Below are 15,519 nucleotides of genomic sequence, written 5' to 3' on the forward strand. Positions count from 1 at the left end.
CAGAATACTTAATGTATTTGAGGAGCATAGACAAGCTTCGACACCAAAATTGCCATTAGAAATAGGTTTTGCAAGAGGTCTAGTAAAACACTAACACCTGAGCGATATGTTTTTCAGCCCTCACCCACACCGCGGGTTATACCCAACAGTGTGGGTGAGGGCTAATCTGTTTTTTTACCTTTACGCCACAATTTGTTCAACCAACCGACAAAGGTCGTTATAAGATTCCGCAAAGAGCGGACACATATTACCCGTTGGGCTATTTCTAATACGTATGCGGTTGGCACTCAAGGTTGGACCAAAAAACAGATCTAATTTATGCAGTGGATAACGAAACAACACAGGCGGCTCCTCACCCTTATCAGCAACAGGATCCATTACAATGGCTATTAATTTGCATAACGTATATTTGTCTTTCATCGTAGCAGCCAACGCTATAAAGTTATCTAAACCAGCTGGTATCATATTATTGTGTTCGGGAAGAATCAGAACCAACTTTTCTATCATGGATAGGGTATCTTGTAAAGCAGTTAACTGCTCTTGCTGAATCTCTAAAGGCTGGGAAGATTCTATGAACTTGTCTAAGCTGATTGTTTCTAATTTTGTATCGTACCCCTTGGCTTCTAATGCACCCGCACACCAACAACTAAAATTTTCCGGAAAAGGATTACCAGGCTCAGTTGTAGTGAGAATAAGCACCTTGGTTTTCATGGTGGGGGATTAACATTTAAACTTTTATAGACATACATTATAGACCACTAAAAATAGCCTGGAAGCAATAAGTTTTGCACGAATATAGCAATTATTTGTACAAATAACGTAATATATTTAGTTATTCAGCGCTTTGTTTGGGCATAACTATCCTAGTAGCCAATGATCCAAGCACCATTGGGCCTATTATTTAGGTACGAGTCGATAGAAAGTTATACAGATAATAGAAAAGATAATATTAGGCAGCCATATGTCCAACAGTGGGTGTTCGCTTTGGGTCTCCACTACAATTTTAGCAGATAAAAAGAGGACGATATACAAACAGGCTAAGATACTACCTAAGGTAATGCGCCTGCCTACACTACCTCTAGGCTTATGTACTGCAACCAAAAAACCCAATACAATCAGAATGATAATGGCAAAAGGTGTCATATATCGAATGTGTAACTCTGCTATGAAAAAACGGACGCTTTCGTTACCCTTATAGATCAGTTTTTGAATATGTGAGGTCAGCTCGGGAAGGGTCAACCCATCTTTTAGGTTGGGGTTAATGGAAAAATCTTCTGGGTGCACCTCTAAAGAAATGGTCAAGCGATCTCCTTCTGTAACCTCCTCATGCTTTGGAAAAAAGAGACGTTTTTTCCAAGACCGCACCATCCAAGTCTGCTCCCTTGTAGACCATTGTATCTTTTCAGCATGCAGTCGCTCAACCAATGCATGGTCTTGAAAAGTATCTAAGCTGACATCATATCCCGTATCATTATAGCCATGGTACTTAGCAATATAGAGATATTGATCAGCACCTACTTTAAGTTGTACATAGTCTGATTGAACAAAAAAACCCATGCCAAGATATTCTGTTTCAAACTGAACACGTTGCTTATTCGAACTAGCTAGCAACCAACCCGTTAGGTAAAAATTACCTCCAGTAAGGAACAGTGCAATAATGATATAGGGTGTGATGATGCGATGCAAACTAATGCCACTACTTAATAGGGCAATAATCTCTGACCGCTTTGCCAATCTAGTGGTCACCCAGATCGTAGTCCAAAAGACAATAATAGGGACTAAAAGATTCACTATGTAGGGAACCAGTACGCAATAATAGCTAAATACCTGCAAAAATGAAAGGTGGTGCTTTGTAAAGCTGCTGACATTTTCCGCTACATGAATGACAACAATCACTAGCGTAACAATGGTCAGTACAACAAAAAAAGTGGAAAAAAACTTCTTAAAAATATATCGATCTAGTAGCTTCATGTTGATTAGATTTTTTCCATGATGGTTTTAACCATATGGTTCTTCCATGCGGCAAAGTTACCTTGTTGAATTTGCACGCTAGCTTGACGCACCAGCCACAGATAAAAAGTTAGGTTATGCACACTGGCCAATTGCGCTCCTAATAGTTCTTTAGTGGTAATCAAGTGGCGCAGATAGGCTTTTGAATAATAGCCACTGACAGGGCCGCCCAGTGCGGCATCTATAGGGCTAAAGTCATGCGCCCATTTTCTATTTTTAATGTTTACGATGCCTTGTGTAGTGAACAACGTACCATTGCGTCCATTTCGAGTGGGCATAACGCAGTCAAACATATCTACACCTAATGCAATGCACTCTAAAAGATCCAGCGGAGTGCCCACGCCCATTAAATAACGTGGTTTATCTCTGGGTAAAATGGAACAAACCAATTCTGTAATCTCATAGAGTTGGCCAGTAGGATGGCATACCCCTCCTATGGCATTGCCAGGCCTATCTGCTGCAGCAATGGTTTCTGCAGATTGTACCCGCAAATCTTTATAAATGCTGCCTTGGACAATCGGGAAAAGCGTCTGATGGGCATACTGTTCCGTTAAGGTAGCATCGAAATAGTCTATCCCCCTTTTGAGCCAGCGATGGGTACGCTCCATAGAATCCTTTGCATAGTGGTAGCTGCAAGGATAAGGCGTACACTCATCCAATACCATCATGATATCAGAGCCAATACTGCGTTGAATGTCTACTACACTTTCTGGTGTAAAGAGATGGCTGGACCCATCTATATGGGAACGAAAGGTGACCCCTGCCTCTGTAAGCTTGCGATTGCCTGCTAAAGAGTAGACCTGATAGCCCCCGCTATCGGTTAATATGGGACGATGCCATCCCATAAAAGCGTGCAGGCCTCCTGCTCCATCTAAGATTTTAGTACCTGGACGCAGATAAAGGTGGTAGGTATTGCCTAAGATAATATCAGCATCGAGCTGGTCCTGTAGTACTTGCTGTGGAATAGCTTTTACCGACCCAATTGTGCCTACTGGCATAAAAATAGGCGTACGGATGGTGCCTCTACTAGTAGTGATCAGCCCTGCTCTAGCCTTAGAATGGGGATCTTCGTGTTCTACTAAAAACTGCAATGAAGTATAGATGATTATATTTTTATTCAGTAACCTATGCATTATAGTAGGCAAAAAAACCTACCTATCTGAAATCCCTTGTGGATGTCAGGTCAAATATATGGCTTTTTACCTTTATCCTGCATGCGAGGCCGCCAGCACAAACTGGAAAATAGCAATAAAGTCCATAATTTACCTTAAATTAGTAAAATGAGCAGATATACATATCATGCACCTTTATGCCATCATTTAGACTTCTTTCGAAACGCTACTTCTGCTGGTAATTTGCAAGTCGATTCAGTGCTTAACTCCTCACGTACATCTAGTACGCTTTGGTTTTGCGCGCTGTGTCTTCTACAAACTCCTGAGCGCAAGCATATTTCGAAAGCAGTCTATTGCAGCTGGTGATGTATACCGCTTATTACCAATTCCGTTAAGCGGCCATTCCATTTAATACAAAAGATTTCTATGCAACTTCGTGCTGATTCATTAATCAAGGAATACAAAGGTCGTAAGGTAGTAAAAGGCATCTCACTGACCGTTTCTTCTGGGGAAATTGTAGGGTTACTAGGCCCTAATGGGGCAGGCAAAACCACTACCTTCTATATGACAGTTGGGCTGATCAAGCCAAATAGTGGCAATATTTATTTAGACGAAACCTGCATCACACCATTGCCCCTATACAAACGTGCCCAAAAGGGGATTAGCTATCTACCCCAGGAGGCCTCTGTTTTTAGACAATTAACAGTAGAGGAAAACATTATGGCAGTACTGGAAATGCGTGGTCTTTCGAAACAGGAACGCAAAGAAAAACTAGATGGTTTATTAGAAGAGTTTAGCATTACCCATATACGGAAAAGTAAGGGGAATGTACTTTCTGGAGGGGAACGTCGCCGTACAGAAATAGCTAGAGCGTTGGCTACCGACCCTAAATTTGTATTGCTAGACGAACCCTTTGCAGGTGTAGATCCTATTGCTGTAGAAGAGATCCAACTGCTTATCGCCAAACTCAAGCACAATAACATTGGTGTGCTGATTACCGATCACAATGTAGATGAAACCCTTTCCATTACGAATAGAGCTTATTTGATGTTTGCCGGTACATTGCTTAAAGCAGGCACTGCAGAAGAATTAGCAGAAGATGAACAGGTACGTAGGCTTTATCTTGGAGAAAAATTTGAATTAAAACGTTATGAATAACCTGAATGATGAGGCTATAAAGGCGCAATATCAAGTAGTTATTGGGTTAGAGATCCATATTCAACTGCTCACTGAGAGTAAAATGTTTTCCTCAGATAGGGCTGAATATGGTGCGCTTCCCAATACGAACCTGAGTCCTGTTACATTGGCCTGCCCTGGCACATTGCCTAGAGTCAATAAGAAAGCATTTGACTATGCGATCAAGTTAGGGTTGGCTTGTGGCTCCACCATCACAGATGTAAACCTTTTTGCAAGAAAGAGTTATTTCTATCCAGACTTACCGAAAGGCTTTCAAATCACGCAAGATACCACCCCTATTTGCCGAGGGGGCTTTGTAAACATTTATTCAAATGAGGGGGTGAAAAAAAAAATCCCACTGATCCGCATGCATCTAGAAGAAGACACTGGCAAGTCATTACATGGCATAGTGGAGGACATTACCTTATTGGATTATAACCGTGCAGGAACGCCTTTATTAGAATTGGTTACCGCGCCAGCGCTCACCACAGGGGAAGAAGCCTATCAGTTTTTAGCTGAAATCCGCAAATTGGTTCGGTATTTAGAGATTTGTGATGGCAATATGGAAGAGGCTTCTTTGCGTTGTGATGCCAATATCTCAGTAGCCCCCAAGGAATCCAATCGCTTAGGTACGAGAGTAGAGGTTAAAAACATGAATTCCATGCGCAATGTTCAGCTGGCCATTGCTTATGAGATCGATCGACAAATCGCACGGTTAGAAGCAGGCGAACCGGTGATTGCAGAAACCAGGAACTTTCAAGCGGCTTCGGGTGAAACGGTTAGCCTACGTGCCAAAGAGAGCGCTAGTGAGTACCGTTATTTTCCAGAACCAGACATTCCGCCTATATGGGTTTCACAGGAATGGATAGCGCGCATTCGAAGGACGATGCCTTTGTTGCCAAGCGCCTATTTCAAAAAATTTGTAGGGGTATATGGCCTTTCAGATTATACCGCTTCGGTACTTACTGAAAACAAAGCTTTTGCAATATTGTTTGATGAGCTATGTCAGCATACTACCCACTATACTGCTGCCGCCAATTGGTTGTTGGGGCCTGTTAAAGGGTATTTGAACGAGCTATCGCTTTCTTTAGAGGATTTTCCCTTAACGGTAGACCGTTTTGTTGCATTGATCACCTTGGTAGAAAGCGGCATGGTGAGTTTTTCTGTTGCGGCCAGTCAAATCTTTCCCCTGTTATTGGAACAATTAGATGCCACCCCTATAGCCCTTGCAGAGCAGTTAGACCTGATACAGGATAGTGACGAAGCCAATCTAAAAGCGCTGGTTGAAGAGGTATTAGCAGCCTATCCAGACAAGGTCATAGCTTATAAAAATGGCAAGTCGGGGCTGCTGGCCATGTTTATGGGCGAAATCATGAAAAAAAGCCAGGGGAAAGCCAATGCATCATTGGCTAGTAAGTTATTAGAAGAAGCTTTGAGGTAAGCTGCTGTAATGCCCCCCCGCGCTTATGACCGCCGATAAAAGATTTGGCGCACAGTAAAGGCAATGAAACAATCTATTGTTCAGCGGGAAAAACAGAACTTGCCCACTTCGTGGGCTGCAAACAGGCTGTTTTTCTAATCCGCTGAACAATAGATTGTTTAAAGACTTCCGCTTTACTGAAGCGCCGCATTCCTTTATCGGCGGCCACAATACCCATATACCCCTGGCAAATACATTATTAAAACAAGCTCTAAAATAGATAGCCTTACGTTTCGGTTACTAGCCACAGTAGTAACGTTATATAGCCCACTGCTATGTTACCTTTAATCATCAGTTTATAGAGTTGACTTTCGTATACAAAATTAGTATGTTATGCCATAGCATTATAGTTATACTTAACTTAACTAGAAGGATATGGTATTACTGCATTTAATACGACGGGCAGTCTCGCATACTTGTCGTTACCGCAAGCCGCTGGCATGGAATCTATTTTCTTATTTCCTGTATGTTTCATGTAATACGCAAATGAAGTATGGGGCAGCGGATGCCACAAACAGTTCCTACAACGAAAATAAGCACAACATTACAGTAACACCTCTGTTAACAGCTATAAAATTCCATCTTCATTGCGGGCGTGGCGAGTACGAGCAGGCTGCTCGCCTGTTTGGCGACTACAAGAAAACTACAAAAAATACAAATCAGCGTGTTAGCCTTAGTCAAAGTAACCAAGCCCCTTCATCTTCCCCATTACAGTTAGCAACTTGCTGCGCTATTGAGAATTTTCCCCAAAAAAACAAGGGGGGGGAAGCGTCTAAAAGGTATAAAGGTGCCATGAAGATAATTAAAATGTTATTAGATGATTCAGATACTCAACTTAATAAGCAAGAGGTGACCTATGCATGCTTACATGGTGATCAGTCATTAAAATGTAGGTTTCTAACACATCCGAAGGTTAATGTAACGCTAATCGATATGGATAATCCTAAAGTTATAAAGTCACTAGCTAAGACTATCAATAGCAATCCAAACACAAGAAAAGCAATAATTTCTAACCTATTAAATCCAAATTCACTTCTAAGTCAAGCATATAAAGACGCCATAAAGATAATTGAAATGTTATTGGATGATCCGGATACTGAGCTTAATAAGAACGAGGTGACCTATGCATACTTACGTGGTGATAAGTTAATAAAACGTAAGCTTCTAGCACATTCGAAGGTTAATTTAACGCTAATCGATATGGATAATCCTGAAGTTATAAAGTCACTAGCTGAGACTATCAATAGCAATCCAAACTTAATAGAACAGGCAATTTCGAAACTGCTAACGCCATTTCTAAACCCAGAAGGGGTGCATAACCCCAACATTCTGCGTCGTATGATACAAATTTTTTATCCAGAAAATTGTAACCCTACTACAGCCTTAGATATTTTACTACGTAAAATCATCCCTGAATTATTGAAAATTTTTCCTTATGACCTATCTAATCTTGATAATAGTCCGCATCATACAGCATATTCTATAATACTTTTGCACCAGTATAATAGCACAGCTGATAGTCAAAAAGGATGTCTTGAGGAATTGATTAAAGAACTAATCAGCCTTTTCCCAGACCTCCTCAATGGACCGGATGTTAGGAAGCAAGCACTTTATCGAGCCATTAAGCTACGCAATAAAAGAATGGTTGACATCTTATTGCCGTACACTCGTTTTTCTATAGAAAATGTACATCACTTTCTCCAGCTCTTTCTAGAGGACTCAAAAATGTGGAACAACTATCTTCCGCTTTTTCTAGAGAAACCGGAAATTTTGAAATTACTCATAACCGCTCTACAAAAGGAGGGAATTAAAACCAAGTATATAGATTTATTTCTTAATTACAAGGACGAAAAAGGACTCACTATCCTTGACAATATCAAAGATATATATAATGGCCCTAAGCGGGATGAATACCTCAAGTGTATGAATGCATTATTAAAATTAAAAGAGCAGAAACACATATGCCCCGTATGTCTTGAAGAGACATCTACGCCCCATAGCTCTTGCCGGGATGAGTACTTCGAGTATATGAATGCATTATTAAAATTAAAAGAGCAGAAACACATATGCCCCGTATGTCTTGAAGAGACATCTACGCCCCATAGCTCTTGCCGGGATGAGTACTTCGAGTATATGAATGCATTATTAAAATTAAAAGAGCAGAAACACATATGCCCCGTATGTCTTGAAGAGACATCTACGCCCCATAGCTCTTGCTTGGAAATGGCTACGTTTTTCTGAAAAAGCAAATAGCTGACCAATTACCAGCCCAGCGTCTCCTTCGATAAAAAATGGCGCTCTAGTAAAACACGAACACCTGATCGATTCAGCTATGTGCTATCGGGCCAGACTTTTTATCGAAGGAGACAAAGGGCCAAGCCAGAGGCGTGAATAGATACTCTAAATCTATTCTTCAAATACTTTGCGCTTCTACCTCTTGAAAGTAACCAACAGCATTAACGTTAAAATTTTTACGCGATATTACCTGAAAAGCATGCCACGCATCGCGTTGATGGATTTCAATAACTGCCTCTGTAATATTGAGTTTTGCAGCATCACATTTTAAACCTATAAGCACCTTCTTATGGCATAAATCATATTGAAGGCTATAATCTTTATGACGTACTTGCTCCAAAGCTTCTAAGGCTGGTTTATCTACTTCTAGCTCAAAAATATAGATAGTTCTATGCTCATTATCTTGGTCTTCCATAATGATATCTGTACGGCCTATACCACTATCCCTTTCAGCACTAGCCCAAATACCATCGCTGGTATGAAAAGCACCGTTGAGAAAGGAGTATAAAGCACCCTGAAAACTCCTTTCAGATTTATCGAGAAAGTGGTAGCCTGCTTTGGCCAAGCAACCACTTCTAAGGCAGTTAAAGAAGGCCAACCAGTTGTCCGTTCTTAAATATAATGGACTGAAAAAACAGGACAAAAATCTTTTACTTTATTTTCCGTATAGTTTAGTTTTAAAGTCATAAAATAAATTAATCAGATGGGAAGGAAAAAGATTAGGCATTTTAGTTCGGAAGAAAAGACTAAAATAGTATTAGCTTTGCTAAAAGAAGATTTAACGTTAGTTGAGCTGTCGTCCAAATATGGCGTTACTAGCAAAACTCTTCAAAATTGGCAACGTCAGTTTTTAGAGAATGCCTCCACAGCCTTTGATCCATCCAAGGTTGTTAGTGTGTATAAAGAGGAAATTAACGTACTTAAGGATCAAAATGATGAACTTGCCAAGGCCTTAGGCAAGGCCACCGTTGAGCGAGATTGGGCAGTGGGAAAGTTAAAGAGCTTGGATTTACTAAGTAAGAAAAGTCTTGTCAGATCCAAGCTTCCCCACTTATCCAAGTCAAGACAATGTGCGTTATTATCGATAAATCGCTCTTTGATATATTACAAATCTAAGGAATTAAACGACTGTAATTCAACTTTTTTAAAGAAAATAGATTTGATTTACAGGGAACATCCAGAATATGGTTATCGTTATATATACAATCAACTACAAGAAGATGGGTTTAATGTAGGTAGAGATCGTGTGCTTAAATATATGGGTGTACTGGGTATATCGGCTATTTACCCTCGTCAGAAGCCAGCCACTTCTTGTAAAAATGCTCAACATAAGGTATATAGTTACTTGTTGGATAAATATTGGTTCAACTCTGGTAAAACAAAGCACGTTCATGTACCTAAATCGAATCAGGTTTGGAGTGGGGATATTACTTATATTCGAACCAATACTGGTTACATGTATCTTTCGGCTATTATAGATTGGCATAGTAAAGCCATACTAAGTTATAAATTATCCAATACTATGGATACAACGCTTGTAACAGACACATTGCAAGAAGCACTTAGCAAATATCCTCCACCAGAGTACTTTAATAGTGATCAAGGTAGTCAGTATACTAGTCATAAGCATACAGATCTATTAAAAAAACATAATATTCAAATCTCCATGAATGGAAGAGGTAGAAGTATTGATAATATTGTAGTGGAAAGATTTTTTAGAACACTAAAATATAATTACCTCTTTATCAATGAGTTTAAAAATATTAAATCCCTAAAAAAGGGAATTAATAGTTACATTACTAAATATAATTACCAAAGGTTTCATTCTAGTATTAACTATCAAAAACCTATGAACGTTTACCTTAACCATTTAAAAATGGTAGCTTAGCAAATGGGAAAAAATAGGAAAGAAAAGTAAGAAAAAAATGTCCGAAAAAATCAGTCCATTATAGTTTTCTGGGTATATCAGGAAGTGCAAAGAAATTGAAAAATACAGAAGACGCAAATCAACGGTATTTGAGAGTACTGCAAGCACAGCAGGTAGAGAAGATATTGATACGTTCACCCGTGAACTGTTAGGAATGCATAACTTAAAAAGTAACTATACTGCTTCCCATTTGGCTAATTCAAAAATGATGGAAGGATATTAACAGATAAATTATGACTGCTCCAGTTTCTGCACCAGATGGAACCAAGCAAAAGTTTGTACCTAAAAGAAGGGCTCCTTATTTGCTTCAGAATGAAGTTATCAATCAAAATATAAGTAAGCCCATTGGTTTAGTAGAAGATCCCTCTCAAGCATTAGATGATAGAAGGTCTAATAAAAAAGGAGAGGATTTGTCTATCAAAAGAGTAATTAGTCAAATCACCGAAAATAAACTGGCCAGTAAAGGTATATCATGCAGTCATAATAGAATTGATACGAAATGCAATTATCATGAAGCAGTCTCTAAGCTTTGTGGCATTCAAAAACGCATCGTTGAATATTTTATTGGTTGTTGTATGGTTAGAGGAGAGCCTATTACAGGTCCAGTAATGATTGCAACCCTATCTAGTGTCATCAACACGACGAAAAAAACCTTGAAAAAGGTTGTACAAAGGATAATTGACAAAGGTCTTATGGAAAGGGTTGGTGGCAAAACTGGGAAAGCTGGTTTTTCTGTTTTTAGGTTCGACAAGGCTTTCGTTGATGCTTTTAAGTTGCAGTTAGATTTAGCAAGTAGTCAATCTTTCAAGAACACTTTATCCTTAGTTCAAAAAAATGAAGCTATAAAAACGTCATTAGATGAAAGCCATGCTTTACCAAAAGAATGGGAGGATATAGATTGTAGAGATCTTGAAGAAATAGGATTTGGTCTTCCTCAAATTCGTCAAATTTATAATAAGGGTACTAATACAGCAGATACCATTCAAACCTCTATTGATCACTTTTCTTTTGCCCTTCAGCATAAATCTGGTACATTGAATAAATATAAAAACAAGTTGGGAACGTTTATGTCTGTTTTACAAAAAGGTGGCTCTTGGGTTGAGAATGACTATATGTCCCCTAATGAAATAGCGCTTAAAAAGTTAGCTAAACAAAAAAAAGATAGACTGGAAAGGTTAAATAAATTAGAGGAAGAATTTTTTTCTAGTGCCTTTGAATTATGGTCATCCGGTTTAACAGAAGCAGCAAAAAACGAAATAATCCCTGATCATGTTAAGCAAGCACCTTTTGCTAAGGATATACAAAGAAAAATAGCTTTAAAAAGCTATTTCAAAGAACATATCTGGCAGAATAATATGCCAGATGAATTGAAAAAAATTAAAGAAGAGGTAGAATAAATTATGTTTTTTGCTATATAAGTCTTAAATCTTCTCATCATGAAAAAATTACCGATTGGAGTTAGTAACTTTCAGGAGTTAGTAAAAGGAAATTATCTGTTTTGTGATAAAACAGCTATGATTTTTGATTTTTTAAGCAAAGGAGATAAGGTTACGCTAATAGCCCGTCCTCGTCGTTGGGGCAAGACGCTGAATATGTCTATGCTGCAACATTTTTTTTCTTCAGAGGTTAGTGGTGTAAGTACAAAAGGTCTATTTGATAATCTAGCGATTAGCAAGTTAGAAGGTGGTAGATACATTGATCAACATCAAGGTAAGTACCCAGTTATTATGCTAAGTTTTAAGGATGTTAATGCGGATAGTTTTCAAGGGGCTTATAATGCGGTATATAGTTTGATCTTGAGAGTTTATAGTTCATATGCTTATTTGCTAAAAAGCGATAAAATCAATGAAATACAATTAGGTCAATTACATACTATCCTCAACAAGGAAGCCAATCAGCAAGAGTTGGAAGTTTCTTTAGAGTTACTCAGTCAATGCCTTTACCAACACCATGGCCAGAAGGTTTATATTCTAATAGATGAATATGATACGCCTCTTAATAAAGCTTACGGTAATTCAGATTACTTAGACGCTATGGTTGCATTTATGCGCAATATTTTTAGTGCTGCCTTAAAAGATAATGATTACTTGGAAAGAGGAGTCTTAACAGGCATATTGCGTGTTTCAAAGGATAGCATGCTATCTGGATTGAATAACCTGAAAACTTATACCATTTTAGATCAAGGTTATAGCAGCCATTTTGGTTTGAGCGAAGTAGAAGTTCAAGATTTGTTTAGCAAACAAGACCTTCCTATTTGTATGGATCAAGTAAAAAGTTGGTATAATGGTTATAGAGTAGGAGATTTAGTGATGTATAATCCTTGGTCTATTATTTATTGTTTGAGTGAGGAAGGTCGATTTGATGTCTATTGGGTCAATACGGGTAATAATAACTTAATCGAACAAAAAATACTTGTTGCTCATTCGGATATCAAAGAACAATTCGAGCAGTTGATGCGAGGAGAATCCTTAGATATATCTATCAACAAACATCTTGCTTTTGATATCCTAGATAAAGATGATACATCTTTTTGGAGCCTTTTATTGTTTGCTGGCTATTTGACCTTTGAAACAAGCCAGTTAAGCGCTTATACGAATGTATATGATTGTAGGATAAAAGTTCCTAATTATGAAATATGGCGACTCTATAGCACATTTTTTCAAGAATGGTTCATTCGTCAGTTTGAACGAAAGCGTCAATATGATTCTTTTTTGAAACATTTAGTAGTTGGTGATGTACCAACTTTTGTAGAACAGCTTAGCTATTTTTTACGCCGTAGTGTTAGTTATTTTGATACAAAACAAAGTAAAACATCCGAAGGTTTTTACCATGGGTTTGTGTTAGGCATGCTAGCCAGTTTGGGTATAACCCATTATATACGCTCGAATCGAGAAAGTGGCTTAGGCCGTTATGATGTGCTATTAATTCCCAAAGAAGATACAAAGGCGATTTTATTGGAGTTTAAGCAGGTTCGCAAAGAGGCAGAATTAGAAAATTCAGGCAAGCTTGCATTACAACAAATAAAAGACCAATCGTATCATACTGAACTATTACAACATCCTCATGTAAAGGAAGTAGTAGAAGTGGGTATTGCTTTTTCTGGAAAGTCTGTATTGGCTGCCTATTCTACTTATGATTTAGTTGTTAAAAAAGCTGGTTCAGTTAACTTAACGAGTAGATATAGCCAGGAGGAGTGGGAGGAATAGGGTGACTAATAGATAGCCTATGATGCGTGGTTTTTGGGGAAATTATGTGCAATTTATAGATTGTATTGAAACTATTCTTTCAAGTAAATGGAAATGCATGAATTTTAGATAAAAATTAGCGGATATAGAGTAGCTATGTATAGCATACAATAAAATTATGGTATAATTACTTGCTTTTTTCGAAATATTTTTTGAAAATTGCAATTCGAGGCCGTTGTGATAGGTTGAAGGTATAATTTTGATTAATCTTCCAGGGTTATTTCCTTGCCATATTTGATGTTATAGTGGTATAAAACTATTTATTTACTGATTTTTTAGTCATTTTCAATCTATTTTGGACACACCATTCCCCTAGATACCTCTTAATATGATGTTTGGGGACCTATATAAGTTATAGGCTATTGCCTCCATAACATGTTGCGTATGGGTTTTAGCAAGGCCTATATATCTGGCTCCTGAGCTACGGAACCAACTTTTAATACTTCCAAATACCCGTTCTACTTTATAGCGCGTTTTAGATACTAATTTATTAAACCGTTTAGCAGTGGGTGATAAAGGATTGTTTCTAGCCCCTTTTTTCTGAATAGCTGATTTTAACTTCTTTTTCTTTAGTAAATTTTCGTTGGGCGACCCGCTATAGCCTTTATCTGCATAGAGTCTGCTGCCTGATTTTAGCCTTACTTTATCCAATAATACCTGTAAATGCCCACTATCATGACTAGATGCTTTTGTGGTACCTACGGCTAGCACCAACCCCTCTTTGCTTTCCACAAGAACATGCCGCTTATAGCCATAGTAGAGATGATGGCCTTTTTTTATCCAACTTGCTTCTGGATCTACTCCTTTTTGATAACTTTCAGCTGTGGTTATGGTTCCATCTTCATGCAGATCGTAGCTTTTTTTACCTTTAGGGCGTCTAGGGGTAGGGGTAATAGAAGCATCTACAGCTGCTGAACCGTTTTGAACCAATACACCATGATCAGATAGCTGATTATTAATGATATGCAATAACTTTTCTAAAGCATTCTTCTCTGTAAGGGTAGTTCTAAATCTACTTAGTACACTATGATCTGGAACAGAACTATCCATCGAAATACCACAAAATCTGCTAAAAGTGATACGATCATTCACTTCTTCTTCGACTGCATAGTCGCTCAAGCCATACCACGTCTGTAGCAATAGCATTTTGAATAGAAGCAGAGGACTATAGGCCGGTTTGCCTGATAAACGTAAACCTTTAGGATAATGTAATCGGAGTGCTTTTTCTACTACTGACCAATTAACTAGCTTGTTGATTTGATCAAAGAAAGTGTGTTTGCACTTACGCTTATTGGCGGAAATATCTGAAAAACTTAATTGCTTAGTTTGCTTGAGCGACATACACAATATTATTAAAAGTTTTAAGCATCAATACCTAAAAAAATCAATAGAATTTAACCTTTTTTTACCTTCTTCTAAAAAATAAAAAGATACTTTTTATGGCAAATCGTAAAGGTCTATTGCAACGGCCTCAATTCGTTTTTATACGTTATACAGCTGCTCGTATTTTCATCTTTTTATTCAAAAATACTACTCTTCATGAAAAAGTATTTTGTTTTTTTGCTTCTTATCGCATCCTGTAATGGGTTAAGCCAGTCTAATAATATGATAAAAAATCAGGCTAATATGGATAGGTCATATTCAGCTAATCATAATCCTAAAAGTCATACCAATGGTTCTGTTTCTGTTCATAAGACTACACAGGACAAAATAGTAGATCTGTGTAAGAAACATGTAGATAAATACTTTCGTTCTATACGAGAAAAAAAATCGGATACTAAAGTGGATGTTTCTACGTTATTAGAAGGAATTTTGCAACTTATAGTGGAAGATAAAGCTAGTCGAGATGGTATACCTATAAATTTATGACACGCCGCACTAATTGAGCAGCCACTTGTTCAAAAATATATAGTAGAAAATTACAAAGACTTCATACAATCTGAAAGCTTATACTTATTAGAAAATATTAATAATGAATCTAAATATTGTGATGAAAATTTTATAAATCGCGTAATAGAGTTCATAATGAAACCAGAAAATAAACTGTTTGCAGATCTTATGATTTATGAATATAGGATTATAAATCTTATGAACCTTATGAATAAGATACTATATTGTGCAATATACACTGACAATTCATCGTTGGTAAAATTTATTCTTAATCGTTATAAGTGTAGAAAGGATAAAATATTGGATGACGATACAGTATGTTATTTAAACAAAACAAGATATAGTAATTCAGACTTTGGAGGAAAACCGGAATTATCAATATTG

12 protein-coding genes are annotated in these 15,519 nt (G+C 37.7%); 7 read left to right on the forward strand and 5 right to left on the reverse strand.

Annotation, left to right across the window (positions count from 1 at the left end; translation table 11 throughout):
* Positions 1-180: 180 nt before the first annotated feature.
* From AAHM81_RS01915 to tgt, 3 genes are all read right to left on the reverse strand, one after another.
* The gene (locus AAHM81_RS01915; protein WP_342265674.1) at positions 181-711 is read right to left on the reverse strand and encodes a hypothetical protein; all 531 of its coding nucleotides are present in this window, start codon (positions 709-711) and stop codon (positions 181-183) included.
* A 186-nt stretch (positions 712-897) separates the two neighbouring features.
* Positions 898-1,971 carry an LptF/LptG family permease gene (locus AAHM81_RS01920; protein ID WP_342265675.1) on the reverse strand — a complete coding sequence of 358 codons (1,074 nt, stop codon included), beginning with the start codon at positions 1,969-1,971 and terminating at the stop codon, positions 898-900.
* 5 nt (positions 1,972-1,976) lie between these two features.
* On the reverse strand, positions 1,977-3,101 hold the full coding sequence (gene tgt, locus AAHM81_RS01925; RefSeq protein WP_342265757.1) for a tRNA guanosine(34) transglycosylase Tgt: 1,125 nt from the start codon (positions 3,099-3,101) through the stop codon (positions 1,977-1,979).
* Positions 3,102-3,548: 447 nt separating this feature from the next.
* Here tgt and lptB point away from each other — a divergent pair, with 447 nt between their 5' ends.
* The 3 genes from lptB (at position 3,549) to AAHM81_RS01940 (ending at position 8,019) form a co-directional block, all read left to right on the forward strand.
* Positions 3,549-4,280: an LPS export ABC transporter ATP-binding protein gene (lptB, locus tag AAHM81_RS01930; protein WP_342265676.1), complete on the forward strand. Its 732-nt coding sequence runs from the start codon at positions 3,549-3,551 to the stop codon at positions 4,278-4,280.
* Positions 4,273-5,739 carry an Asp-tRNA(Asn)/Glu-tRNA(Gln) amidotransferase subunit GatB gene (gene gatB / locus AAHM81_RS01935; RefSeq protein WP_342265677.1) on the forward strand — a complete coding sequence of 489 codons (1,467 nt, stop codon included), beginning with the start codon at positions 4,273-4,275 and terminating at the stop codon, positions 5,737-5,739. The genes lptB and gatB overlap by 8 nt, the downstream gene beginning before the upstream one ends.
* A gap of 525 nt (positions 5,740-6,264) precedes the next feature.
* Positions 6,265-8,019 carry a hypothetical protein gene (locus AAHM81_RS01940; RefSeq protein ID WP_342265678.1) on the forward strand — a complete coding sequence of 585 codons (1,755 nt, stop codon included), beginning with the start codon at positions 6,265-6,267 and terminating at the stop codon, positions 8,017-8,019.
* A gap of 172 nt (positions 8,020-8,191) precedes the next feature.
* Here the strand turns inward: AAHM81_RS01940 and AAHM81_RS01945 are convergent, their stop codons facing one another.
* Positions 8,192-8,716: a PD-(D/E)XK nuclease domain-containing protein gene (locus AAHM81_RS01945; protein ID WP_342265679.1), complete on the reverse strand. Its 525-nt coding sequence runs from the start codon at positions 8,714-8,716 to the stop codon at positions 8,192-8,194.
* Positions 8,717-8,776: 60 nt separating this feature from the next.
* On the opposite strand from AAHM81_RS01945, the gene AAHM81_RS01950 reads away from it, so the two are divergent.
* The 3 genes from AAHM81_RS01950 to AAHM81_RS01960 all read left to right on the forward strand — a co-directional run bounded on the left by AAHM81_RS01950 (position 8,777) and on the right by AAHM81_RS01960 (position 13,206).
* Positions 8,777-9,961, forward strand: a complete 1,185-nt coding sequence (locus tag AAHM81_RS01950; RefSeq protein WP_342265680.1) for an IS3 family transposase — start codon at positions 8,777-8,779, stop codon at positions 9,959-9,961.
* A gap of 341 nt (positions 9,962-10,302) precedes the next feature.
* A complete protein-coding gene (locus tag AAHM81_RS01955; RefSeq protein ID WP_342265681.1) occupies positions 10,303-11,397 on the forward strand; it encodes a hypothetical protein in 1,095 nt (364 codons plus the stop codon).
* Positions 11,398-11,436: 39 nt separating this feature from the next.
* On the forward strand, positions 11,437-13,206 hold the full coding sequence (locus AAHM81_RS01960; protein WP_342265682.1) for an AAA family ATPase: 1,770 nt from the start codon (positions 11,437-11,439) through the stop codon (positions 13,204-13,206).
* Between the two features lie 351 nt (positions 13,207-13,557).
* On the opposite strand, the gene AAHM81_RS01965 is transcribed toward AAHM81_RS01960, so the two are convergent.
* On the reverse strand, positions 13,558-14,586 hold the full coding sequence (locus AAHM81_RS01965; RefSeq protein WP_342264943.1) for an IS5 family transposase: 1,029 nt from the start codon (positions 14,584-14,586) through the stop codon (positions 13,558-13,560).
* 198 nt (positions 14,587-14,784) lie between these two features.
* Here AAHM81_RS01965 and AAHM81_RS01970 point away from each other — a divergent pair, with 198 nt between their 5' ends.
* Complete coding sequence (locus AAHM81_RS01970) at positions 14,785-15,114, forward strand: hypothetical protein (protein WP_342265683.1); 330 nt, start codon at positions 14,785-14,787, stop codon at positions 15,112-15,114.
* The last annotated feature ends 405 nt before the right edge of the window (positions 15,115-15,519 follow it).

This window comes from Cardinium endosymbiont of Philonthus spinipes, from assembly GCF_964030745.1.
Classification (GTDB): Bacteria; Bacteroidota; Bacteroidia; order Cytophagales; family Amoebophilaceae; genus Cardinium.